Source organism: Curtobacterium sp. NPDC090223, assembly GCF_044746585.1.
Taxonomy (GTDB): Bacteria; Actinomycetota; Actinomycetes; order Actinomycetales; family Microbacteriaceae; genus Curtobacterium.
In genome coordinates, this window is the sequence record NZ_JBIVCN010000001.1 from 446,152 (window position 1) to 467,632 (window position 21,481).

Below are 21,481 nucleotides of genomic sequence, written 5' to 3' on the forward strand. Positions count from 1 at the left end.
CGTCAGGCGCGCGTGCGTCGACCGAGCCGACCGAGCCGACCGAGCCGACCGAGCTGACCGAGCCGACCGGGCCCGCCGAGCCGGTCGGCGGCGAGCACCGCGATGCCGAGCAGCGCTCCGGCGACGGTCCAGATCGCCACCGTGATCGCGATCCCGGACGGCGGCAGCGCCGTGACGGAACTGGCGAACCCGCCGGACGTCGGGAACTCGGTGATCGGCGCCGCGAGCTCGATGACGGGGAACATCACCCCGGTGACGGCCGAGACGAACGCCGCACCGCCCGCGGCCACGGCGGCGAGTGGGACCAGGAGCGACCGGCGTCGGGTCCACGTCGCGACGGTGGCCACGACGAGCCCGAGCACGGCACCGGTCGTCACGGCCCACACCCAGTCCCGGTCGAGCGGGAACCGACCGAAGCCGGCGCCCACGAACGTCCCCGAACTCGGCAGACCCGAGAACCACGGGGCGTTGCCACGCCGGAGCCACCACCCGAGGAGCCCTGCCGCGGCGCCGAGCACGCTCGTGAGCACGATCCGTCGGACGACCGCGCCCGTGGGCCGGCGGAGCGGACGCAGCACCGCGGTGAGCGACGCGAGGGTCCCACCGGCGGCGCCGACCGCGGTGAGGGCGAGGGTGACCGTGTTGAACACCGCGCCGTCCAGCGGCAGGAACATCACGTACCGCGAGGGGAGGACGTCCGCGACGTACCCCCAGCAGCAGAACGCGACGAGCGCGAACGCGACGACGAGCAGCGTCCTCGGACCGCGGCCGCGCGACAGCACCGGTGCGAAGAGGGCGACCAGCACGGCGAGGACGGTGCCGGCCAGCGTCGCGACCAGGACCACCGCGGGACCGAGCGCGAGCGCCCCGACCACGAGGAACCCCGTGTCGTTCCGCCCCGCGACAGCGACGACCACGGCGACCGCCAGCCAGAGCGCCGCCGCCCCGACGATGCCGACCCGGTACCCGACGAGGGCGCCCTGCCCGGTGATCCTGCTGCGCATCCGACCATCCTGGCGGATGGCGGCCCTCGTCACCGTCAGGCCGGCAGGACGATGACCTTGCCCGCCACCCGGCCCTCGCTGGCCTCGGCGTGCAGTCCGGGGAGAGCGGAGAGCGAGATGCGGCGCGTCACCTCGACCGTGAGCGACCCCTGGTCGACGAGCGCCGCGAGTTCGGCCAGGCGGTCGCGGTTGCTCAGGACGAACACCGTCACCGACCGCACCCCGCGGGACGCGTCGTCGGGGGTGGCCATCCAGGCCGTGGTGCTCACGACCACACCACCGTCGCGGACGAGTCCGACGAGTGCCGTGAACTGGTCGGGCTCGATCGGGGCGAGGTTGAGCAGCACGTCGACCTGGCCGTCGACGGCCGCGAGCAGGTCCGTCGCGGTGTGGTCGACGACGTGGTCCGCACCGGCCGCACGCACCGCGTCGACACTGCGCGGGCTGGCGGTCGCGATGACGTGCACCCCGGCGCGCTTCGCGAGCTGGATCGCGTACTTGCCCACGACACCGCCCGCGCCGACGATCAGGACGCGTTGCCCGGCCTCGAGTCCGCCGTCGTCGAAGAGCGCCTGCCAGGCGGTGAGCGCAACCGAGGGGATCGCGGCGGCGTCGGGGAGCGGGATGCTCGTCGGCGCCGCGGTCAGGACCGATGCCGGCGCGACCACGTACTCCGCCGCGCCGCCGTCCAGCTCCATCGGCAGGAACCCGAAGACGGCGTCGCCGACGGCGAGTCCGTCGACGTCCGGACCCACCGCGTCGACGGTGCCGGACACGTCGTAGCCGGGGACGTGGGGGAGGACGACCGGGATCGGGAGGAACCCGGCGCGCATGCCGTTGTCCGCCGCGTTGAACGCCGACGCGGCGACGCGCAGACGCACCTGCCCGGACTCGGGTTCGGGCTGCTGGACGTCTTCGATCCGCAGGACCTCGGGACCGCCCACTTCGTGGAACCGTGCTGCCTTCATGATGTGCTCCGATCGTTTGTGCTTCGAGTTTGAAGCAACTGACGGAAACGCTAACACTGCTTCGAACTCGAAGCAACAGGTATGATCGATCCATGGAACTGACCCCGACCCAGCTCACGGCGTACTTCGCCTTCACCGAGGTCAGCAGCTTGCTCCGTCACGCGGTCGAGCGGCAGCTGCGGGACGTCGGCGACCTCAGCTACGTGCAGTTCCAGCTCCTGGCACGCCTCGGGGACACCCCGGGTGGGCAGCAGCGGATGACCGACCTGGCGGACGGTGTGGTGATCAGCCGCAGCGGTCTGACCTACCAGGCGCAGCTGCTCGACCAGCGCGGGCTCGTCACGCGGTCCCCCTCGCCCGACGACGAACGGAGCACCGTGGTCACGATCACCGACGCCGGGCGCGACGTCCTCGCCGCGGTGTTCCCCGGTCACATCGAGACGGTGCAGAGCCTGCTCTTCGCGACGCTCTCGGATGCCGACGCCGAGGACCTCGCACGGATCCTCGGCCGGGCGAGCGAACACCTCCGCGCCATCCCGCCGCGCTCCGCAGCACCGCGCAAGCGGAAGTGACGTCCTCGGCGAGCCGTCAGTCGTGCTGCGCGGAGTCCCACCAGTCGAGCACGCGCGTGCCGATCAGGGTCAGCCACGGTGATGCCCCGCCGGGCGGGACGTCCTCGGCGAACCAGACCCGGCCAGTGTGCACGCCGTCCTGCACCCAGCGGCCGTCCGCGCCCCGGGCGTCCCTGACGAGCTGCACGGCGTCGGCGAGCCGCGGGTCCGGCATCGTGCCGTCGACGCGCGCCGCGGCCCGGAAGTGGTCCAGCGCCCGCAGCGCGCTGTAGACCCAGCGGAACGGGAACGTGAAGTGCCCCGTCCACGGACCGACCGGCTCGCCCGTCGACAGGCGTCGGAGCAGGTGTCGCTCGAGCAGGTACTCCTCGCCGCGGTGCCGAGCACCCCGCAGCACGTCGCTGCCACCCGTCAGTTCCTCGTGCGCGAGCAGCCCCTCGATCACGTTCAGGGTCGAGTGGAACGAGGAGCGCGTGGACCCCTCGACCCACTCGCAGTTCCACCCGCCGTCCTCGAGCTGGTGTGCGGGGAGCCACGTGGCGAGGCCGCTGACGTCCGCCCCGAGCCACGCCCCGTTCGCGAGCGTGAACCCGTTGATGCAGCAGTCGTCCTCGCCGCTCCAGTACGGCGCGTCGTTGTACTCCCAGCGGCTGTTCCGCGCGAGGAGCTCGGCCGTGCCCGCCAATGCCCCGGGATCGACGCCCCACCGGCGCAGCGCGTTGAGCGACCACGTGGTGGCCGTCCACGGCTGTCCCTGTTCGTCCTCGACGTCCCCCGCGACGTCGTGCCCGGGGTCCTGTGCCGGGAAGTACGCCCCGCCGGCCCACTGACCGTCCTCGTCCTGCAGCGCGAGGAGCGCTGCCCCGAACCCCTCGGTGGCGACGCTCGCGCGCGTCGCGCGCCACCGGTCCTGCGGTGCGCGCACGACGTCCCGCTCGACCTGCCAGCGCAACGCCGGGTCGGTCTCCAGCAACCAGTCGACGAGGGCGGGTTCCGTGGCCATGGACGGAGGCTACGCCGGACGGGAGGCCCGGTGCCAGGCCGACCCGGGCCTCCCGTCCGACGGTCGGTCGCGTCGCGTCACCGCGATCGCGCGTCGAAGAGTCGTTGCAGCTCGGGGCGCGTCCGTGCGACGCGCTGCGTCGCGATCCACCAGGTGCAGCCGAACGGATCCCGGATGGTGCCGCGGCGTTCGCCGTCGTCCGTGTCCTGCGCTGGGTCGAGCAGCACCGCGCCGGCGAGGACCGCTCGGTCGATCGCGGCGTCGGGGTCGTCCACGTACACGTGGATGCCGAAGCCCGGACCGTGCGTCGAGGTGGTCGGGTCCGCGCCCGTGGACGACGGTGCGGGTCGGTCGGCGAGCATCAGGGGGAGGTCCCCGATCCGGACCTCCGCGTGCAGGATGCGTCCGTCCGGCCTGGTGAGTCGCAGCAGTCGTGTCGCGCCGAACGCCCGCTCGGCGAACTCGATCGCCGCGGCCGCGTCGTCGAGCACGAGGTACGTCGTCAGCGTGTGGAAGCCCGTTGGCACGCCCACGTCGGCCCCTTCCTGGTGGTGCTGCGGAGCGTACGCCGGAGCTGCCGCCGGATCCCGCGTCGCGCGGTGCCGTCGGACCCGTTGATCAGGCGCGGTCGTGCAGGGTGACCTGGTAGCCGTCGGGGTCGGCGAACGTGAACGTCCGGCCGAAGGGGCCGTCGATCGGCGCCGAGACGATCGTGTGGCCGTCGGCGACCAGCGCGTCGTGGATGTCCTGCACGTCGGTGGCGTGCAGCCAGATCGCGGCGCCGATGCCCGGCTGCGGCACGGCGGCCAGGTCCGTGCCCGGGACGACGTCCCGCAGCGCGAACGCGATCGGCGTCGTCTCGAACACGACGGCGTGGGGCGGGCCCGCCGGGGAGCGGACGAGCCCGAGGTACTGCTCGTAGAACGCCTGCGACGCGTCGAGGTCGCTGGTCTGCAGGGAGATGAAGTCGGGACCGGTGACCGGCATGGAGTGCTCCTTCGTGTGATGTCAGTCTTCTGACACGCAGCAACCTATGTCAGACTACTGACATGAGTCAAGACGGAGCGGTCATCGACCTCGAGACCTCGTTGGGCTACCTGTTGAAGGAGGCCTCGAGTGCGCTGCGTGCTGCGATGGAAGCGGTGCTGCGGCCCCTCGGGCTCACGGTGACGCAGTACTCGTGCCTCGAGTTGCTGGCACAGCGCCCCGGCCTGTCGAACTCCGAGCTCGCTCGCGGGGCGTTCGTCACCCGGCAGTCGATGAGCGTGCTGCTGCAGGCGTTCGAGCGCGACGGCCTCGTGGTGCGGGCTGCCGAGCCGCCGTCCGGCAAGGCGCTGCCGACGCGGCTCACGCCGGAGGGCCGCCGTGTCCTCGAGCAGGCGAGCGCCGCCGTGCGGTCCGTCGAGGTCCGGATGCTCGACGGGATGACCGGCGACGAGCAGACCGCGGCGTTCCGGAGCATCCAGCGCATGACCCGCGCGCTGCGGGACGGCACCGACCGGGCCTGACACGATCGGCGCGCCGCGGTGCCGGCGGGCCTACCCTGGCGGCATGTCCAAGGTCAGGGTGCACAACTTCGCGATCTCGCTCGACGGGTACGGCACCGGTGCCGACCAGTCGCTCGAGCGGCCGTTCGGCCACGCCGACGGCCGGCTGATGTCCTGGTTCGCGGCCACCGCGACGTTCCGCGCGATGCAGGGAGCCACGGGCGGCGACACCGGGCTCGACGACGAGTACGCCCGTGCGTGGGGTCCGGGCATCGGCGTGGAGATCATGGGCCGGAACAAGTTCGGGCCGCAGCGCGGTCCGTGGACCGACGACGAGTGGACGGGCTGGTGGGGCGAGGACCCGCCGTTCCACACGCCGGTCGTGGTCCTCACCCACCACCCCCGCGAGACGCTCACGATGGCGGGCGGGACCACGTTCCAGTTCGTCGACGCCGACCCCGCCGCGGCGCTGGCCGTTGCTCGGGCAGCGGTGCCGGGGACCGACGTGCGGATCGGCGGCGGCGTCGAGACCGTGCGCTCGTTCCTGGCGGCCGACCTCGTCGACCACCTCCACGTCGTGGTGGTGCCCGTCGTGCTCGGGCGCGGGGAACGGCTGTGGGACGGGCTCGAGGGCCTCGAGGACCGGTTCGACGTCCGGGCGGAGTCGTCGCCGTCCGGCGTCGTGCACCTGACGTTCGAGCGCCGACGCTGAGGGCGCCGGCTCCGGGGCACCGGCTCCGGGGGCGCCGGCTCCGGGGGCACCGGATCCGGGCGCGCCGTGGGCCTCAGTCTTCGGGGATGACCCGCTCGAAGCGTGACGTGTCGGCGCCGTCGGGGTCGGGGCCGTTCCGGCGACCGGTGTCGAGGGCGTCGAGCGCGGCGAGCTCGTCATCGGAGAGCGCGAAGTCGAACACCGCGAAGTTCTCCGCGATCCGCCCGGGGTTCGTCGACTTCGGGATGGCGTTCCGGCCCTGCTGCACGTGCCAGCGCAGCATCACCTGCGCCGGCGTCTTCCCGTGCGCCCGGGCGATGGCGCCGATCGTCGGGTCGTCCAGGACACTGACCCGCTCGTCGCCGAAGCCCGGGTAGAAGGTGATCCCGCCGATCGGGGACCACGCCTGGTCGAGGATCCCGTGCTCGGCATCGGCACGCTGGACGTCGGGCTGCGTGAAGTACGGGTGCAGCTCGACCTGGTTCAGTGCCGGGATGACGTCGGTCCGTTCGAGGAGCGACCGCAGGTGGTGCGGCATGAAGTTGCTCACGCCGATCGCGCGGACCCGGCCGTCGGCGTACAGCCGCTCGAGTGCCTGGTACGCCTGCACGGTCCGGTCGAACCGGTCCGGTGCGGGATGGTGCAGGATCAGGACGTCGACCGTGTCGAAGCCGAGCTTCCCGGTCGCCTTGTCGAACGCGTGCAGGGTCTGGTCGTACCCGTAGTCGGAGACCCAGATCTTCGTCTCGACGACGATGTCGGCGCGATCGACACCCGACGCGCGGATGCCCTCGCCGACCTGACGTTCGTTGCCGTACGCGGCGGCGGTGTCGATGTGGCGGTAGCCGACCTCGAGTGCGGTGCGCACGGCGTCGACCGTCTCCTCGGGAGCGCTCTGGAAGACGCCGAAGCCGATCGGGGGGAGCTGGACGCCGTTGTTGAGCGTGATGTTGTCCATGCGTTCGACGCTAGGACCCGGACGGGCGGCGTGGATGGCTCTGTCGGTACCTGCTTCCAGGACCAGGACCAGGACCAGGACCAGGACCAGGACCAGGACCGATACCAGCGCCAGCGCGCTACCGCACGTCGGCGCGTTGCCGACCGGCCGCCGACGCGATGACGATGGTGATCGCCAGCAGCGCCGCCGGCACGAGCATCGCGATCCGCAGTCCGAGGTGCTCGCCGAGGAACCCGAGCGCGGGCGGTCCGACCAGGAACGCGATGTAGCCCGCGGTCGCCACGACGGACACCCGACGGTCTCCGTCGGTCGGGTGGTCGCCGGCTGCCGACACCGCGAGCGGGAAGCCGAGCGCGATGCCGAGCCCCCACACCACGGCGGCACCCGCGGTCACGAACGGCGACGGGGAGACGACGACGACCAGCACGCCGACCAGCCCGACGACCGCGCACGCCCGGACGACCGTGCCACGGCCGAACCGCGTCACGAGCGGGGTGCCGGCGGAGCGCCCGACGAGCATCGCCAGCGCGAAGCCGGTGAAGACCAGGGAGCCGAGGACCTCCGGGGCGTCGTGGTCGGTCGTCATGAGGAGCGGGAGCCAGTCGCTCGCAGCACCCTCCGCGAACGCCATCGCCAGGGTGATCACCGCGATGAACACGAGCTGCAGGGTGATGACGGACCTGCGGCGGCCGGTCGTCTCCGGTCGCGGCGGACCCGCGTCGGACGTCACCTCGGTCCGGGGCAGCGGCCGGAGGTTCGTCGCCGCGAACACGGCCAGTGCCGCCATCACCACGGCGGCGAGCGGCAGGTGCACGACCACCGGGGTGTGCGCGGCCGTCATCGCGATGCCGACGATCCCGCCGGCGACGGTACCCAGGCTGAAGCAGGCGTGCAGGACCGGGACGACCGGGCGATCGGTCAGGCGCTCGACCGCCGCGGCCTCGACGTTGAGACCGATCTCCGCGACGCCGGCGCCGAACCCGACCAGGAACAGACCGGCCCAGACGCCGGCCGCGAGCTGCGCGGGCGCGCACAGCCCGACCAGCAGGATCCCGAGGACCGGCAGGGCAGCGCCGACCAGGACGAGCGGACGGGTGCCGAGTCGGCGGATGAGTGCGCCCGCGCCGAGGATGCCGGTCATCGACCCGATCGACAGGCCGAAGAGCACGAACCCCATCGCCTCGATCGACGCGCCGAGATCCTGGCGCACGGCCGGTGTGCGGGTCACCCAGGACGCGATGCCGAACCCGGTCATGGTCGACGTCGCGAAGAGCGCCAGACGGTGTCGTCGGGTCGAGGGCGGCGCCGCCGTGGAGTGCACGGCTCCACTCTCCCACGACCGGGCACGGCCACGGCGGGTCGCGCCGACGGGGGAACAGGGTGTCGTGCTCGCGTCGTGCGGCGTCGTTCGCTGGCATGTCCGCCACGCTAGGAGCCCTCGTGTGGTGCAGGGATGCCCTGCTGGTACACGGAACGACCGGGTGGACGACGTCCGGGAGCCTTGCTGCGAGTCGCGCACAGGCACCGCCTGCCAGGCTCTGAGGTCCATGGAACTCATCGCACCCGAACTCGTCGTCGTGCTCGCCACGGCGATCGCGGTCGCCACGGCCGTCTCCGGGCGCCTGCGGATCGCGCCGCCGGTCCTGCTCCTGGCGTTCGGCGCCGGCATCGCCTTCATCCCGGTCTTCACCGAGGTGGAACTGCCGGCCGACGCGGTCCTGCTGCTGTTCCTGCCGGCGCTGCTCTACTGGGAGAGCCTGACCATCTCGCTCCGGGAGATCCGCGCGAACTTCCGCGGCATCCTGCTGATGGGCACGCTGCTCGTCGTGCTGACGGCCGGCGGGGTCGCCACGCTCCTGCACCTGCTCGGGATGCCGTGGGGTCCGGCCTGGGTGCTCGGTGCCGCCGTCGCACCGACCGACGCCACGGCGGTCGGCGCGCTGACCCGGTCGCTTCCCCGACGGAACACCACGGTGCTCCGTGCCGAGAGCCTCGTCAACGACGGCACCACCCTGGTCATCTACGGCATCGCCGTCGCGGTGACGGCGGGCGAGCAGACCCTCACGGTGTGGAACGTGTCGGGCATGCTGCTGCTGTCCTACGTCGGTGGCATCGCCGCAGGACTGCTCGTGTCGTGGCTCGGGATGCTCGTGCTGCGCCGGGTGCACGCCGTGCTGCTGGAGAACCTGCTGACGCTCCTGGTGCCGTTCGTGGCGTTCCTGGCGGCGGAGGCGATCGGGGCGTCCGGTGTGCTCGCCGTGGTCGTCGCCGGGTTGGTGGTCAGCCAGGTCGCCCCGAAGCTCGACCGCGCGGAGACCCGGCAGCAGACCCGCTCCTTCTGGTCGTTCGCGACGTTCCTGCTCAACGGCGCGCTGTTCGTCCTGGTCGGCATCGAGGCGACGATCTCGGTCCGCGCCCTCGAGGGGCGGGAGCTGCTCGTCGGCCTCGGCATGATCGGGCTCGTGTCGCTGGCCGTCGTGGTCTTCCGGTTCGCCTTCCTCAACCTGTCGTGGGGCGCCGTCCGACTCGTCACGCTGCGCACCGGCGGCTCACCGCGCGAGGGCCACCGCGACCGGGTGGTGAGCGGCTTCACCGGGTTCCGCGGCGCGGTGTCGCTCGCGGCGGCGGTCGCGGTGCCCCGGATGGTCGAGAGCGGCGGCGCGTTCCCGGACCGGGACCTCATCGTGTTCGTCGTCGCCGGGGTGGTCGTCGTGACGATCGTGGGGCAGTCGCTCGTGCTCCCCGCGGTGGTGCGGTGGGCGGACTTCGGCGGCAGCCACGAGGTCGTCGAAGAGCGCCGGGCAGCCGAGCGCCGGGCGATCGAGGAGGCGCTCGAGGCGCTCCCGAAGCTCGCGAAGCGCTCGGGGGTGGACGACGAGGTCGTGCAGCGCATCCGGGACGACTACGAGGGTCACCTGGCACTCGTGCGGGCCGAGCAGAGCGACGACGACGAGCACCCGCTGCTGCAGCAGCGCGGCGCCGCGGTCGAGCTGGAGCTCGCACTCGTGCGGCTCAAGGCGTCGACGGTGCTGCGGATGCGCGACGACGGCGACATCGACGACCTGGTGCTCCGGCAGGTCCGGGCGGAGTACGACGCCGAGGAGACCCGGCTGCTCCGCCAGGGCGAGCGCGACTGACCGGGCACGCCCGTCGCGGCGTCGCTCACGCCACCCGCGCCCGCCGCACCCACGCGCGCCAGGGCAGCGACGACGCCAGCGCCAGGCCGATCACGACCGTGCCGAACCACCCGACGAGCACGCCGGGGATCGGCACGAGCAGACTCGTCCAGAGCAGCACCGCGAGCACCCCGAGCACGTACGCGGCGCCGGCCTTGAGGTACCGCAACCGCTTCAGCCCGGCCGCCTGGTCCAACCGGGAGGTCAGCCGGGCCAGGAACAGCGCCCCCACGCCGATCGCCGCCGCGCCGACCCCCGCCTGCTCGAGCGCGCCGAGCCCGTCCGCACCGAGGACGCCCGACCCGGACAACGAGTAGACGCCGTCGAGGATCTCGAACAGCATGAACACGACGAGCCCGCGCTCGAACACGACCGTCGACGCGTAGAGGTGGATCCGCCACGCACCCCGCCCGGTGACGTCCGGAGCCCCCGACGAGCCGAGCGCCCACCGGGCCACCCGCTTCGATCCGAGGTACGCGCCGATGCCGAGCACGCCGCCCGTCAGCACCGGCAGGACGGCGCCACCGGCGTCGGCGACCAACGCGGTCGTCAGCGCGACCCCCGCCGTGGCGGTGACCAGTGACCAGACGTGCGGCCGGGCGACGGTGGCGAGCCGGGCCTCCAGGCGGCCCAGCCAGGACCTGCGGGACGCGCGGTCCGTGTTGAACAGGTACTCCGCGAAGACCAGCCAGATGAACGCGGCGCCGAAGGCGGCGAGGGCGGGCCGGACCTCCTGCAGGTGCGCGCTGAACGCGCCGGGCGCGAAGACGGCCTCGGAGACGGCGCTGGCCGGGTCGGCGGCGTCACCGACGGCGACGGCGGCCGGCGGCAGCAGCAGCCGCATCGCGAGCACGCCCGCGACGATCCCGAGCGACAGGAACAGCCGTCTGGCGGGGGAGTGCAGACGGCCGGCGATGCCGGCCATCGGCACGGAGGAGTCGGCCGCCATCGCGATCTCCAGGAGCGCGAGCGCCACGAACGCGAGCCCGGCTGCGGGGCCGAGGACGAACCACGCGAGCGCGGCGGCGGCGACGGTGATGAGCAGGGGGACGGTCAGCAGGGATCTGGCCATCACCCAATGGAGCGCTCCCGACCTGCGGTGGCGGTGTGGCGGGCCTGGGCATCGGCCGGGAGGCCGTGGTCGACTTCCCGAGTGCGGGTGACGGCCGGTCCTCCCTTGCGCGGACCCGCTTACGGTCAACGCGGCCCGGCCGATAGAGCGCACTGACCACCCACGGACGGATGGTCGGACACCTGCCCCACGGACGGCGGCGGGGACGGAAGAACACCAAGGACGGGCCATGATCGTCGTCACACGACTCAACGGCAGCGGATTCGCTGTCAACCCCGATCTCGTGGAGCGCATCCAGGAGACGCCGGACACGACGCTCATCATGGTCGACGGCGCGAAGTACATCGTCCGCGAGTCCATGGCCGAGGTCATCGACCGGATCGCCGCGTACCGCGCCCGCATCGTCACGATGGCCTACGGCGCCGAGCCCCGCACGGTGACCGGCGCGACAGGCCCGCAGCCGACGCTCGCCCCGGTCGCACCGATCCACGCCGCGACCGCCGACCGCCCCCGCACGCAGGACGGGGGTCGCTGAGATGGACATCGCGACGATCGTCGGCATCCTCCTCGCCTTCGGCGCGCTCTTCGGCATGGTCGAGATGGAGCACGTGGAGATCTCCGGGCTGTTCCTACCCGCGCCGATGCTGCTCGTGTTCGGCGCCACCATCGGGTGCGGCATCGCGAGCACCACGCTGAAGGACGCGATCGCGAGCTTCAAGGCCGTGCCGAAGGCGTTCACCGGCAAGGTGACCCCGCCGGCGTCGGTCATCGACGACGTCGTCGGGCTCGCCGAGACCGCCCGTGCGAACGGCCTCCTCGCGCTCGAGCAGGAGGCCGACAAGCACGACGACCCCTTCATGAAGAAGGCGCTGCAGAACATCGCGGACGGCACCGACGGCGACGAGCTCCGGATCCTGCTCGAGGACGAGATCGAGTCCAACGCCGCACCGGTCCGGAGTGCGAGCTCGTTCTTCATGGGCCTCGGCGGGTTCGCGCCGACGGTGGGCATCATCGGCACCGTCGTGTCGCTGACCCACGTGCTCGCGAACCTCGGCAAGCCGGACGAGCTCGGCCCCCTGATCGCGAGCGCCTTCGTCGCGACGCTCTGGGGCCTCCTCACCGCCAACTTCCTCTGGCTGCCGATCGGCGGCAAGCTCCGCAAGCTCGCGCAGCTCGAGTCCGACCGCCAGACGCTCCTGATGGAGGGGCTCCTCGCGGTGCAGGCCGGCAGTCAGCCCCGACTGCTCGGTGAGCGCCTCAAGGCGATGGTCCCGCCGGCGGCGCGCAACGACGCCGCGGCGGCCAAGGGCAAGGGCAAGGGCGGCAAGAACGCCGACGACGTCGACGACCAGCAGCTGGCGGCCTGAGCATGAGCGCGAACCCCCGCGGGCACGGGCGCGGTCGTGGCGGCCGGAAGAAGGGCGGCCACGACGAGGCCGAGCACCCCGACGAGCGCTGGATGGCCTCGTACATGGACATGATCACGGTGCTGATGTGCATGTTCCTGGTGCTCTTCGCGATGTCCACCGTCGACCAGCAGAAGTACATCGCGCTGAAGACGTCGCTCGCGACCGGGTTCGGTGAGGTCGAGACGAAGAAGATCGACACGGCGAGCGGCACCGTCGTGAAGAAGAACGAGGTCACCGACGGCAAGGGCTACTCCGTCGACGACGCGAAGGCGGACCACTCCACCGCCGCGTCCGGAGCGGAGGACACCAACGCCGACCCGGCATCGACCGTGGTGCCGGCGACCGCCACGAAGCAGGACGTGGCCGCCGCGAGGCAGGAGCTCGACGACCTGACGGCGATCCAGAAGGCGATCACCGGGAACCTGGAGGAGATCGGCCAGACCTCGAACGTGCAGTTCACGGTCGACGCACGCGGGCTCATCGTCCGGCTCGTCGGCAGCGAGACGTACTTCGGCACGAACAGCGCGGACCTCTCCGACCAGGCCAAGCGGATCATGGACGCGATCGCCCCGGTGCTGAAGACCGCGCACCACGACGTCAGCGTCGAGGGACACGCCGACCAGCGGAACTCGACGGCGCCGTACGCGACGAACTGGGAACTCAGTGCCGCCCGCGCGACCGGGGTGCTCCGCGACCTCGTCGAGCGGGGCGGCATGCCGGGGGAGCACATCCAGAGCGTCGGCTTCGGGTCGAGCCGGCCGCTCGCGAAGGGCGGGACCGACGCGGACCTCGCGCTGAACCGCCGGGTCGACATCGTGGTGCTCTCGAACCAGGACCAGGACGTCAGCGCGCTGATGCCGGCACTGGCGGCGGCGCAGGACGGAGCGGCGAGCGGATGACGGGCCGATGCCCCAGTACGGGGTACAGCGCTGACGGGAGGCACTCAGCGAACCGATAGACCCACCCGTGACCGAGACCCTGCCAGCGCCCGAGGTGTACGACTTCGCGCGCCCGTCGACGCTCGCCCGCGAGCACGCCCGGGTCCTCGAGCTCGCCTTCGAGACGTTCGCCCGGCAGTGGGGCACGCAGCTGACCGCGAAGGTCCGCGTCGTCAGTCAGGTGACCTGCGAGCAGGTCCAGATGATGACGTACGACGAGTACGCCGCGTCGCTGCCCGCACTCACCGGCATGTCGCTGCTGCCGATCGCCGACACCACCCCGAAGGGCGTGCTGCAGGTCCCGCTCGACGCCGCCCTGACCTGGGTGTCGCACGCGCTCGGCGCCTCGAAGCCGCTGCCGACCCCGGAACGCACGTTCACGCCCATCGAGCAGGCGCTCGTCCGGAAGATCGTCGAGGACGCCCTCGACGACCTCCGCTACTCGTTCGGCGGGCTGCTCGCCCACGACGTCACGGTCGGCGGGTTCCAGTACAACAGCCAGTTCGCCCAGGCGGCCCAGAAGGGCGACCTGATGATCGTCGCCTCCTTCAGCATCCGCGTGGGGGAGCGCATCGCGCCGGGGACGCTCGCGCTGCCCGCCGAGGCCGTCCTGCCGCAGCTCGGCGAGACCGCCGCCTCGGTGTCCGCCGCCGACGCCCGCGCACTCCTCGACGCACAGCTCGCCGGCGTCCCGGTCGGTGTGTCGCTCCGGCTCGCGCCCGCCGCGGTGCTGCCGTCGCAGGTCCTGCGCCTCGCCGTCGGCGACGTGCTGCCGCTGCCGCACCCGCAGCACCGCCCCCTCACCATCACGGTCGACGGCGAGCCCGTCGGCACCGCCGCCGTCGGCGCGAACGGGTCGCGCCTCGCCGGCATCGTCGTCACCACCACATCGGAGCAGCCCGCATGACCGCCACCACCACCCTCCACACCGGTGCCGCCGAGGCACTCGTCGCGCAGCTCCCGACGGCGGCTCCCCTCCGCGCACTGACCATGCCGGGAGGCTCGACCCCCCAGGTCCTGGAAGCTGCGGTCGACGGCGTGGTCGCGTCCTTCGTCGGCGGCCTCTCCGCGGACGTCGCGGTGGTCCTGACGGACCTCCAGGCGATCGCCGCAGCCGGCGGCACCGACCACGGCCTGGTCGCCGTCACCGACGTGCTCCGCCCGTCGCTCGAGGCCGCCGCGTCGGTGCTCGGCGTCGGCGTCCTCGGCGAGGCCCGGCGCGAGTCCGCCGCGTCGCTCTTCGCGGACCCGGAGACGGTCGTCTTCGAGCTCACCGCCGGTGGTCTGCCCGGCGGGTGGTTCGGCATCCGGATCCGGGAGAACGGCACCGTGGGCGCGCCGACCGTGCACGCCCCGTCGATCCCGACCGGGAACCTCGGGCGGATCAACAACGTCGAGATGACCCTGACGGTCGAGATCGGTCGCACCCGGATGTCCGTCCGCGACGTCCTCGGCATGGAGCCGGGCGCCGTCGTCGAGCTGGACCGCTCGGCCGGTGCGCCGGCGGACGTGCTGCTGAACGGCCGGCTCATCGCGCACGGCGAGGTCGTCGTCGTCGACCAGGACTACGCCGTGCGCATCACCAAGATCCTCGACGTCGCCGAGACGGTCTGATCCGTCGTGGACACGCTCGTCATCACCCTCCGCGTCGCGCTCTCGCTCGGCGTCGTGCTCGCCCTGATGTGGGTGCTGCACCGTCGCGTGTCGAAGGGGCAGCTCGGCCGCACCACGGCGAAGGGCCGTCGGTCCGCCGCCGTGGAGGTCGTCGCCCGGCAGGGGATCGGCGGCAAGGCGAGCGTCGTCGTGGTGGACGTCGAGGGCGAGCGGCTGGTGCTCGGCGTGACCGAGCACGGCGTGAACCTGCTCAGGAGCGGTCAGGCGCCGGCACCGGAGCTGACCATCGTCACCGGCCCGGTGGCGCTGCCGAGCGTGCCGCGGCCCGTCGTGCCGGAGCCCACCGTCGCGGCCCCGTCCGCCGACGCGTTCCGTGCCGAGCTGGACCGGCAGGACCAGGCCGCGACCAGCACCTCCCCGTCCGATCTGCCGCTGCGGCCCCGCAACCGCAGCCGCCGCACGGTCGCCGTGCGGACCTCCGCGCAGCTGCAGGGCTCGATCCTGTCCGCGGACACCTGGCGCCAGGCCGCTGCCGCGGTGCGCAACCGGCGGGCCGGGTGACCGCCGCGCGGACCGGGCGTCTGCTGCTGCTCGCCGTGCTCGGGGTGGCGATGGTCGCCGGGTTCCTGATGCTCACGGCGACCGGCGCGCACGCGGCGGGCGTCGTCGAACCGACCGCTCCGGCCACCCCGACCGCCCCGGCCACCGGCGGGTTCTCGGTGAGCGTGAACGGCCCCGACGGCGCGCCCTCCTCGGCGGTCGTGACGCTCATCGGCATCACGCTGCTCAGCGTCGCACCGGCGCTGATGCTCATGATGACGTCGTTCACGAAGATCTTCGTCGTCCTCGCGATGACCAGGAACGCGCTCGGCCTGCAGTCGATCCCGCCGAACCAGGTGATCGCCGGGCTCGCGCTCTTCCTGTCGCTGTTCGTGATGGCGCCCGTGATCGGGCACATCAACGACGACGCACTGCAGCCCTACCTCGCCGGGCACCTCAACTTCCAGCAGGCGGTCGACATCGGCACGAAGCCGCTGCGGACGTTCATGCTGCACCAGACGCGGGACGAGGACGTCGCCCTGATCACCCGGGCCGCGGGACTGCCGAACCCGAAGGACCTCGACGCCGTCCCGATGACCACGGTGATCCCGGCGTTCATCATCTCCGAGCTGCGCAGCGCGTTCATCATCGGCTTCGTCATCTTCATCCCGTTCCTGGTGATCGACCTCGTGGTCTCCGCGGCGCTGATGTCGATGGGCATGATGATGCTCCCGCCGGTGATGATCTCGCTGCCCTTCAAGATCCTGCTGTTCGTGCTCGTCGACGGCTGGGGGCTCATCATCAAGAGCCTGATCGAGTCGTACCAGGTGGTGCACTGACATGGACCAGCAAGCCGTCATCGACCTGGTCCTGCAGGCGCTCCTGGTCGCGGGGAAGCTCGCCGCCCCCGTCCTCGTGACGTCCCTGGTGGTGGGCTTCGCGATCTCGCTCTTCCAGTCCGTGACCCAGATCCAGGAGGTCACGCTCTCGTTCGTGCCGAAGGCCCTGGCGGTCGCCGTCGCGCTCGTCGTCTGCGGCAACTGGATGATCTCCGAGATGATCGGGTTCACGCACTTCGCGTTCGACCAGATCCCGAAGCTCCTCGGGGTGGGCTGATGGAGCTCGCCATCGACTTCGACTCCCTCGAGGGCACGATGCTCGCCGGCGTCCGGATGATCGCCTTCTTCCTGATCGCGCCGCCGTTCTCGTACAAGGCGTTCCCGAACACCGTGAAGCTCATCCTGGCGCTCGGGCTCGCCGTCGGCGTCGCGCCGCGGGTCACCGTCGGGTACGTCTCGCTCGAGACGGGGCCGTTCCTCGTCGCGCTCGTCACGCAGCTCGTCGTCGGCCTGGTGCTCGGCTTCCTGGTGTACCTGGTGTTCGCGGCGGTGCAGTCCGCGGGGGCGCTCATCGACCTGTTCGGCGGGTTCACGCTCGCGCAGGCGTACGACCCGCAGTCCCAGGTGAACGGGGCACAGTTCACCCGGCTGTTCCAGATGGCGGCCCTCGCGCTGCTGTTCGCCTCCGGCGGGTACCAGCTCATCGTCGCCGGACTCGTCCGGTCGTTCGACGCGGTGCCGCTCGTCGGCGGGTCCTTCGCCCTCGGCGGGGTCGCGTCCCTGCTGGTCTCCGCGCTGTCCCAGATGTTCCTCGCCACGCTGCAGATCGCCGGACCGCTCGTCGTCGTGCTCTTCCTGGCGGACGTCGGCCTCGGACTCCTCACCCGTGTCGCACCCGCGCTGAACGCCTTCCAGATGGGCTTCCCGATCAAGATCGGTCTGACCGTCGTCTTCGCCGGGGCGCTCTTCATGGCGCTGCCGTCCGTCGTGTCGAGCCTGACCGGTGACGCCGTGCAGGCGATCACGGGGAGGGGGTGAGCATGTCCGACAGCGGCGAGAAGTCCGAGAAGGCCACCGCCAAGCGGATGAAGGACGTCCACCGGAAGGGCCAGCTCGGCCGTTCCCAGGACCTCGGCGCGTGGATCGGCATCGCCCTCGCCGCGCTCATGGTGCCGGCGACGATCGGCCGGGCGGCCGCGGCGGGGCAGTCCCAGCTCGACGGCGTGCGCCTGGTCATCGCCGACCCGACGATCGGCACGATGCGCGGGGTGTTCGACGACGCGATGGGCTCCATCGGCGCCACGATCGGCCCGATGCTCCTCGTGGTGCTCGTCGGCGTCACGGCGGCCGCGGTCGCGCAGGGCGGGGTACACTTCCGCTCGCTCGCCCCGACGCCGGAGCACTTCGACCCGGTCCAGGGCATCAAGCGGGTGTTCGGCACCCAGGCGCTCTGGAACGGCGTGAAGGCGCTCGTGAAGACCGCGGTCGTCGGCCTCGTGCTCTGGTTCGCCGTGCAGGGGCTCGTCCCGGTCCTGATGACCAGCGGGTCGCTGCCGCTCTCCGCCGTCCTCTCCGCGGCGGGCGACGGCGCCGGTACCCTGCTCCGCGCGGCGATCGCCGCCGGCCTGGTGCTCGCCGCGCTCGACGTGTTCGTCGTGATCCGCCGGAACCGCAAGCGCACGATGATGACCAAGCGCGAGGTCAAGGACGAGAACAAGTCCGCCGAGGGGGACCCGCTCGTCAAGGGGCAGCGCCGGTCCCGCCAGCTCGCGATGAGCCGGAACCGGATGATCCAGGCCGTCGGCACCGCCGACGTCGTGATGACGAACCCGACGCACTACGCGGTCGCGCTCCGGTACGAGCCGGGCAAGTCCGCGCCGCGGGTCGTCGCGAAGGGCGCGGGGCCCGTCGCCGACGTGATCCGGGCACGCGCCCTCGAGGAGCGGGTCCCGATCGTCCGTGACGTCCCGCTCACCCGGGCCCTGCACGCCGCGTGCGAGCTCGGGCAGGAGGTCCCCGTCGACCTCTACACGCCCGTCGCCCGGGTGCTGTCCTTCGTGATGGCGCTCAAGGCGAAGGGCGCCGCCGCCGGGACGCACGCACCGCCGCGGCCGACCACCCCGGACGAGGTCGCCACCGTCATCGACCCGGCCACCCTGACCGGGGACCTCCGGCCCCGCAAGCTCCGCACACCCCGCACGACCCCGTCTCCCGAAGAGGTGCCAGCATGAACCGCAAGGACCTGCCGAAGCTCGCCGTCCCGGTCTTCATCGTCGGCATCATCCTGCTGCTGATCCTGCCGGTGCCGTCGTTCCTGCTCGACTTCCTGATCATCTGCAACATCCTGCTGGCGCTGGTGATCCTGCTCACGACGCTGTTCGTGAAGAAGCCGCTCGACTTCTCGGTGTTCCCGTCGCTGCTCCTCGTCGCGACCCTGTTCCGCCTCGGCCTCAACGTCGCCTCGACCCGGCTGGTCCTCGGTGAGGGCTTCGCCGGCGACGTGATCCAGGCGTTCGGGCACGTCGCGGTCTCCGGCTCGATCATCATCGGCGCGGTGATCTTCCTCATCCTGATCGTCATCCAGTTCGTCGTCGTGACGAAGGGCGCCGAGCGCGTCGCCGAGGTCGGGGCGCGCTTCACCCTGGACGCGATGCCGGGCAAGCAGATGGCGATCGACGCGGACCTCAACGCCGGCCTCATCACCGACGCCCAGGCGAAGGAGCGCCGCGCGGCCGTCTCCGCCGAGGCCGACTTCTACGGCGCGATGGACGGCGCGTCGAAGTTCGTCAAGGGCGATGCGATCGCCGGCATCCTGATCATCGTCATCAACCTGGTCGGCGGCATCGCGATCGGCATGCTGCAGAACGGCCTCTCGGTCACGGACGCGCTGTCGAAGTACGGCATCCTGACCATCGGCGACGGGCTCGTCACGCAGATCCCGGCGCTCCTGATGGCGGTCTCCACCGGCATGATCGTGACCCGCTCCGGCGCCGAGTCCGAGATGGGCTCGTCCGCGGCGACGCAGCTCGGGCAGTCCCGGAACGCGCTCGTGATCGCCGGGGTCGCCGCGATCGCGATGGGATTCATCCCCGGCATGCCGATCCTGCCGTTCCTGCTCGTCGGCGCGACCCTGCTCTTCACCGGCTGGCGCATCGGCCAGAACGCCGCGAAGGCCGAGCGCGATGCGTCGGCGCAGGAAGCGCTGGCGGCGGCCGCACCGTCGGGCGACACCCCCGAGGACCTCATCGAGCAGATGCGCGTGCACGCCCTCGAGATCCTGCTCGCCCCCGACCTGGTCGACATGGTGTCCGGCGCCTCCGACGACCTGCTCGGCCGGGTCCGGGCGCTGCGCCGCAAGATCGCGATGGACATGGGCATCGTCGTGCCGCCGGTCCGCACCCGGGACAGCATCGACCTGCCGCCGTCGACGTACGCGATCCGGATCGCGGGCGTCGAGGCCGGCCGCGGCACCGCCCCCGCGCGGAGCGTCCTGGCGCTCGGCGACCAGCTCGACGGGCTCCCGGGGGACGCGACCGTCGAGCCGGTGTTCGGGCTCGCGGGCAAGTGGGTCCCCGCCGAGCTCCGGCACGCCGCGGAGATGACCGGCGCGACCGTGATCGACCGGGTGTCCGTGCTCGTCACGCACCTGCAGGCCGTCATCGGCGACAACGCCGCGCGACTGCTCACGCGCGAGGACGTCAAGGTGCTCGCCGAGGGCGTCAAGCAGGTCAACCCCGCCGCGGTCGAGGAGCTCGTGCCGGGCATGCTCTCGATGGCGGAGCTCCAGCGTGTGCTGCAGGGACTCCTGGTCGAGCGGGTCCCGATCAACGACCTCGGCCGGATCTGCGAGGCCCTGACGCTCCGCGCGAAGGTCTCCACCGACCCCGAGGGACTCGTCGAGGCAGCCCGCGCCGCACTCGGTCCCGCGCTGCCCGCGCGACACCTCGACAACGGTGTGCTCCGCGTGATCATGATCGACCCGCTGCTCGAGCAGTCCATGCTCGAAGGGCTCCGGCCGTCCGAGCAGGGCACTCAGATCGTGCTCGACGCGCACCGCATCGAGCAGGTCCTCGGGTCCGTGCGGGACGCCGTCCGCAGCGTCGAGGAACAGGGGCTCTCCGCCGTGCTCGTGTGCGCACCGCAGCTCCGTCCGGCCGTGCACCGCATGGTGTCGGCCCAGTCGAACGGCCTGCCCGTGCTCTCCTACCAGGAGGCCACGGCCGCGGGGTCCACCATCGAGACCGTGGGAGTGGTCCGTGCCGCCGACCCGATTGCAGCGTAGCGCCGCGACGCTCGAGGCCGTCCGCGAGGCGGTCCGCGCCGAGTTCGGTCCCGGTGCCCGCATCGTCGCCGCCGAGCGCGTCACGAGTGCCGGTCTCGGCGGGCTCTTCCGGAAGGCCCACGTCGAGGCGACCGTCGAGGTCCACGACCAGGGCGACGTCCCCACCGCCCGGGTGGCGATCGCGGACGGCCCCGCGAAGCGGGCCGGGATCGCGGCGCTCCTCGCCGACGCGGAGGAGGCCGAGGCACGCATCGCGGCGTCCTCAGGGACGTCGGCCACGCGTGCCGACGCGTTCGCGTCGGTGCTCGACGGCTTCGTCGCGGACGGCATCGCGCCCGCTGTCCCCAGCCGTACCGAGGCCGACCCCGTCCCGGAGCCGGGCGGACCCGCCGGTGGCGGCCACGGCCTCCAGACCGGTGGCCCTGGAGGCCCGGCTCCCGTCGCCGACGTCGTGTCGCCTCGTGCGCTCGGTGCGCCGGCCGCGGTGCGGGCGCCGGTGCCGGCGGTCCTGTCGGCCGACGGCGACCTCGTCGTGCTCGTCGGCCGTGCCGGGGACGTCGACGCGGCCGCCGGGGTGTTCGCCGCGCGGCACGGGCTGCGCGAGACCGACGCCGCGGACCGCCGCGGCGGGATCCTGGCGCGGGCGGACGGGGTCCGGCTCGGCCACGCGCTCCTCGGGGTCGCGACGTGGGACGACCGGGCCACGCTCGACGGGCTCGCGCCGGACCAGGTGTGGGTCGTCGTCGACGCCGGGCGGAAGCACGACGACAGCCTGGCGATGGTGCATGCCGTCGCTGGTGTGGTCGCGGTCGCCGGCGTGCTGTCGATCGGCGGGTCGGAGACGGCGACGCCCGAGTCCGTCCACGAACTCGGGCTGCCCGTCCGCGCGCTCTGACGGTTCGCGCCG

At 72.3% G+C, this 21,481-nt stretch carries 24 protein-coding genes; 16 read left to right on the top strand and 8 right to left on the bottom strand.

The annotated features are described in order from the left end of the window. Positions 1-2: 2 nt before the first annotated feature. Positions 3-1,004: a hypothetical protein gene (locus ACIPJY_RS02080; protein ID WP_400460095.1), complete on the bottom strand. Its 1,002-nt coding sequence runs from the start codon at positions 1,002-1,004 to the stop codon at positions 3-5. A 35-nt stretch (positions 1,005-1,039) separates the two neighbouring features. After that, a complete protein-coding gene (locus ACIPJY_RS02085; RefSeq protein WP_400460092.1) occupies positions 1,040-1,972 on the bottom strand; it encodes an NADP-dependent oxidoreductase in 933 nt (310 codons plus the stop codon). Positions 1,973-2,064: 92 nt separating this feature from the next. On the opposite strand from ACIPJY_RS02085, the gene ACIPJY_RS02090 reads away from it, so the two are divergent. Beyond that, complete coding sequence (locus tag ACIPJY_RS02090; protein WP_400460089.1) at positions 2,065-2,544, top strand: MarR family winged helix-turn-helix transcriptional regulator; 480 nt, start codon at positions 2,065-2,067, stop codon at positions 2,542-2,544. Between the two features lie 16 nt (positions 2,545-2,560). Here ACIPJY_RS02090 and ACIPJY_RS02095 read toward each other — a convergent pair whose 3' ends face one another. The 3 genes from ACIPJY_RS02095 to ACIPJY_RS02105 form a co-directional block, all read right to left on the bottom strand. Next, positions 2,561-3,547 (bottom strand): squalene cyclase, encoded by a 987-nt coding sequence (locus ACIPJY_RS02095; protein WP_400460086.1) that lies wholly within the window; start codon positions 3,545-3,547, stop codon positions 2,561-2,563. Between the two features lie 77 nt (positions 3,548-3,624). Further along, positions 3,625-4,080: a VOC family protein gene (locus tag ACIPJY_RS02100; protein ID WP_400460084.1), complete on the bottom strand. Its 456-nt coding sequence runs from the start codon at positions 4,078-4,080 to the stop codon at positions 3,625-3,627. Positions 4,081-4,165: 85 nt separating this feature from the next. Next, complete coding sequence (locus ACIPJY_RS02105) at positions 4,166-4,534, bottom strand: VOC family protein (RefSeq protein ID WP_400460081.1); 369 nt, start codon at positions 4,532-4,534, stop codon at positions 4,166-4,168. A 62-nt stretch (positions 4,535-4,596) separates the two neighbouring features. Here ACIPJY_RS02105 and ACIPJY_RS02110 point away from each other — a divergent pair, with 62 nt between their 5' ends. Together ACIPJY_RS02110 and ACIPJY_RS02115 are read left to right on the top strand one after the other, a co-directional pair. Next, a complete protein-coding gene (locus ACIPJY_RS02110; RefSeq protein WP_400460078.1) occupies positions 4,597-5,055 on the top strand; it encodes a MarR family winged helix-turn-helix transcriptional regulator in 459 nt (152 codons plus the stop codon). Between the two features lie 43 nt (positions 5,056-5,098). After that, positions 5,099-5,746, top strand: coding sequence for a dihydrofolate reductase family protein (locus ACIPJY_RS02115; protein ID WP_400460076.1), 648 nt, complete (start codon positions 5,099-5,101; stop codon positions 5,744-5,746). Positions 5,747-5,819: 73 nt separating this feature from the next. Here the strand turns inward: ACIPJY_RS02115 and ACIPJY_RS02120 are convergent, their stop codons facing one another. Then, positions 5,820-6,704, bottom strand: a complete 885-nt coding sequence (locus ACIPJY_RS02120) for an aldo/keto reductase (RefSeq protein ID WP_400460073.1) — start codon at positions 6,702-6,704, stop codon at positions 5,820-5,822. A 118-nt stretch (positions 6,705-6,822) separates the two neighbouring features. Continuing rightward, positions 6,823-8,025, bottom strand: a complete 1,203-nt coding sequence (locus ACIPJY_RS02125; protein WP_400460070.1) for an MFS transporter — start codon at positions 8,023-8,025, stop codon at positions 6,823-6,825. Positions 8,026-8,251: 226 nt separating this feature from the next. Here ACIPJY_RS02125 and ACIPJY_RS02130 point away from each other — a divergent pair, with 226 nt between their 5' ends. After that, positions 8,252-9,841: a Na+/H+ antiporter gene (locus tag ACIPJY_RS02130; RefSeq protein ID WP_400460067.1), complete on the top strand. Its 1,590-nt coding sequence runs from the start codon at positions 8,252-8,254 to the stop codon at positions 9,839-9,841. 25 nt (positions 9,842-9,866) lie between these two features. On the opposite strand, the gene ACIPJY_RS02135 is transcribed toward ACIPJY_RS02130, so the two are convergent. Further along, positions 9,867-10,952 (bottom strand): DUF475 domain-containing protein, encoded by a 1,086-nt coding sequence (locus ACIPJY_RS02135; protein ID WP_400460064.1) that lies wholly within the window; start codon positions 10,950-10,952, stop codon positions 9,867-9,869. A gap of 229 nt (positions 10,953-11,181) precedes the next feature. Between ACIPJY_RS02135 and ACIPJY_RS02140 the strand changes: the two genes are divergently transcribed. From ACIPJY_RS02140 to ACIPJY_RS02195, 12 genes are all read left to right on the top strand, one after another. Beyond that, positions 11,182-11,487, top strand: coding sequence for a flagellar FlbD family protein (locus tag ACIPJY_RS02140; RefSeq protein WP_400460061.1), 306 nt, complete (start codon positions 11,182-11,184; stop codon positions 11,485-11,487). Between the two features lies 1 nt (position 11,488). Beyond that, positions 11,489-12,319: a motility protein A gene (locus ACIPJY_RS02145; RefSeq protein WP_400460059.1), complete on the top strand. Its 831-nt coding sequence runs from the start codon at positions 11,489-11,491 to the stop codon at positions 12,317-12,319. A gap of 2 nt (positions 12,320-12,321) precedes the next feature. Then, entirely contained in the window at positions 12,322-13,260 is a 939-nt protein-coding gene (locus ACIPJY_RS02150) for a flagellar motor protein MotB (protein ID WP_400460056.1), read from the top strand. Between the two features lie 67 nt (positions 13,261-13,327). Then, entirely contained in the window at positions 13,328-14,206 is an 879-nt protein-coding gene (locus ACIPJY_RS02155) for a flagellar motor switch protein FliM (protein WP_400460053.1), read from the top strand. Beyond that, a complete protein-coding gene (gene fliN, locus ACIPJY_RS02160) occupies positions 14,203-14,913 on the top strand; it encodes a flagellar motor switch protein FliN (protein ID WP_400460050.1) in 711 nt (236 codons plus the stop codon). Before ACIPJY_RS02155 ends, fliN begins: the two co-directional genes overlap by 4 nt. A gap of 6 nt (positions 14,914-14,919) precedes the next feature. Continuing rightward, positions 14,920-15,474, top strand: coding sequence for a FliO/MopB family protein (locus ACIPJY_RS02165; protein WP_400460047.1), 555 nt, complete (start codon positions 14,920-14,922; stop codon positions 15,472-15,474). Positions 15,475-15,524: 50 nt separating this feature from the next. Beyond that, the gene (fliP, locus tag ACIPJY_RS02170) at positions 15,525-16,292 is read left to right on the top strand and encodes a flagellar type III secretion system pore protein FliP (RefSeq protein WP_400460889.1); all 768 of its coding nucleotides are present in this window, start codon (positions 15,525-15,527) and stop codon (positions 16,290-16,292) included. A gap of 1 nt (position 16,293) precedes the next feature. Beyond that, the gene (gene fliQ, locus ACIPJY_RS02175; RefSeq protein WP_400460045.1) at positions 16,294-16,569 is read left to right on the top strand and encodes a flagellar biosynthesis protein FliQ; all 276 of its coding nucleotides are present in this window, start codon (positions 16,294-16,296) and stop codon (positions 16,567-16,569) included. Continuing rightward, positions 16,569-17,330 carry a flagellar biosynthetic protein FliR gene (locus tag ACIPJY_RS02180; RefSeq protein WP_400460042.1) on the top strand — a complete coding sequence of 254 codons (762 nt, stop codon included), beginning with the start codon at positions 16,569-16,571 and terminating at the stop codon, positions 17,328-17,330. Before fliQ ends, ACIPJY_RS02180 begins: the two co-directional genes overlap by 1 nt. A 2-nt stretch (positions 17,331-17,332) precedes the next feature. Further along, a complete protein-coding gene (locus tag ACIPJY_RS02185; RefSeq protein ID WP_400460040.1) occupies positions 17,333-18,523 on the top strand; it encodes a flagellar biosynthesis protein FlhB in 1,191 nt (396 codons plus the stop codon). Next, positions 18,520-20,574 (top strand): flagellar biosynthesis protein FlhA, encoded by a 2,055-nt coding sequence (locus ACIPJY_RS02190; protein WP_400460037.1) that lies wholly within the window; start codon positions 18,520-18,522, stop codon positions 20,572-20,574. The genes ACIPJY_RS02185 and ACIPJY_RS02190 overlap by 4 nt, the downstream gene beginning before the upstream one ends. Continuing rightward, entirely contained in the window at positions 20,549-21,469 is a 921-nt protein-coding gene (locus ACIPJY_RS02195) for a hypothetical protein (protein WP_400460034.1), read from the top strand. The genes ACIPJY_RS02190 and ACIPJY_RS02195 overlap by 26 nt, the downstream gene beginning before the upstream one ends. Positions 21,470-21,481: the final 12 nt, after the last annotated feature.

Bases quoted from the DNA above. Each gene is read 5' to 3' on its own strand.
- ACIPJY_RS02190 (WP_400460037.1), top strand. From the start codon at position 18,520: ATGAACCGCAAGGACCTGCCGAAGCTCGCCGTCCCGGTCTTCATCGTC.
- ACIPJY_RS02150 (WP_400460056.1), top strand. From the start codon at position 12,322: ATGAGCGCGAACCCCCGCGGGCACGGGCGCGGTCGTGGCGGCCGGAAG.
- ACIPJY_RS02145 (WP_400460059.1), top strand. From the start codon at position 11,489: ATGGACATCGCGACGATCGTCGGCATCCTCCTCGCCTTCGGCGCGCTC.
- ACIPJY_RS02115 (WP_400460076.1), top strand. From the start codon at position 5,099: ATGTCCAAGGTCAGGGTGCACAACTTCGCGATCTCGCTCGACGGGTAC.
- fliN (WP_400460050.1), top strand. From the start codon at position 14,203: ATGACCGCCACCACCACCCTCCACACCGGTGCCGCCGAGGCACTCGTC.
- ACIPJY_RS02095 (WP_400460086.1), bottom strand. From the start codon at position 3,547: ATGGCCACGGAACCCGCCCTCGTCGACTGGTTGCTGGAGACCGACCCG.
- ACIPJY_RS02110 (WP_400460078.1), top strand. From the start codon at position 4,597: ATGAGTCAAGACGGAGCGGTCATCGACCTCGAGACCTCGTTGGGCTAC.
- ACIPJY_RS02105 (WP_400460081.1), bottom strand. From the start codon at position 4,534: ATGCCGGTCACCGGTCCCGACTTCATCTCCCTGCAGACCAGCGACCTC.
- fliP (WP_400460889.1), top strand. From the start codon at position 15,525: ATGGTCGCCGGGTTCCTGATGCTCACGGCGACCGGCGCGCACGCGGCG.
- ACIPJY_RS02085 (WP_400460092.1), bottom strand. From the start codon at position 1,972: ATGAAGGCAGCACGGTTCCACGAAGTGGGCGGTCCCGAGGTCCTGCGG.
- fliQ (WP_400460045.1), top strand. From the start codon at position 16,294: ATGGACCAGCAAGCCGTCATCGACCTGGTCCTGCAGGCGCTCCTGGTC.
- ACIPJY_RS02135 (WP_400460064.1), bottom strand. From the start codon at position 10,952: ATGGCCAGATCCCTGCTGACCGTCCCCCTGCTCATCACCGTCGCCGCC.
- ACIPJY_RS02090 (WP_400460089.1), top strand. From the start codon at position 2,065: ATGGAACTGACCCCGACCCAGCTCACGGCGTACTTCGCCTTCACCGAG.
- ACIPJY_RS02140 (WP_400460061.1), top strand. From the start codon at position 11,182: ATGATCGTCGTCACACGACTCAACGGCAGCGGATTCGCTGTCAACCCC.
- ACIPJY_RS02120 (WP_400460073.1), bottom strand. From the start codon at position 6,704: ATGGACAACATCACGCTCAACAACGGCGTCCAGCTCCCCCCGATCGGC.
- ACIPJY_RS02185 (WP_400460040.1), top strand. From the start codon at position 17,333: ATGTCCGACAGCGGCGAGAAGTCCGAGAAGGCCACCGCCAAGCGGATG.
- ACIPJY_RS02180 (WP_400460042.1), top strand. From the start codon at position 16,569: ATGGAGCTCGCCATCGACTTCGACTCCCTCGAGGGCACGATGCTCGCC.
- ACIPJY_RS02080 (WP_400460095.1), bottom strand. From the start codon at position 1,004: ATGCGCAGCAGGATCACCGGGCAGGGCGCCCTCGTCGGGTACCGGGTC.
- ACIPJY_RS02130 (WP_400460067.1), top strand. From the start codon at position 8,252: ATGGAACTCATCGCACCCGAACTCGTCGTCGTGCTCGCCACGGCGATC.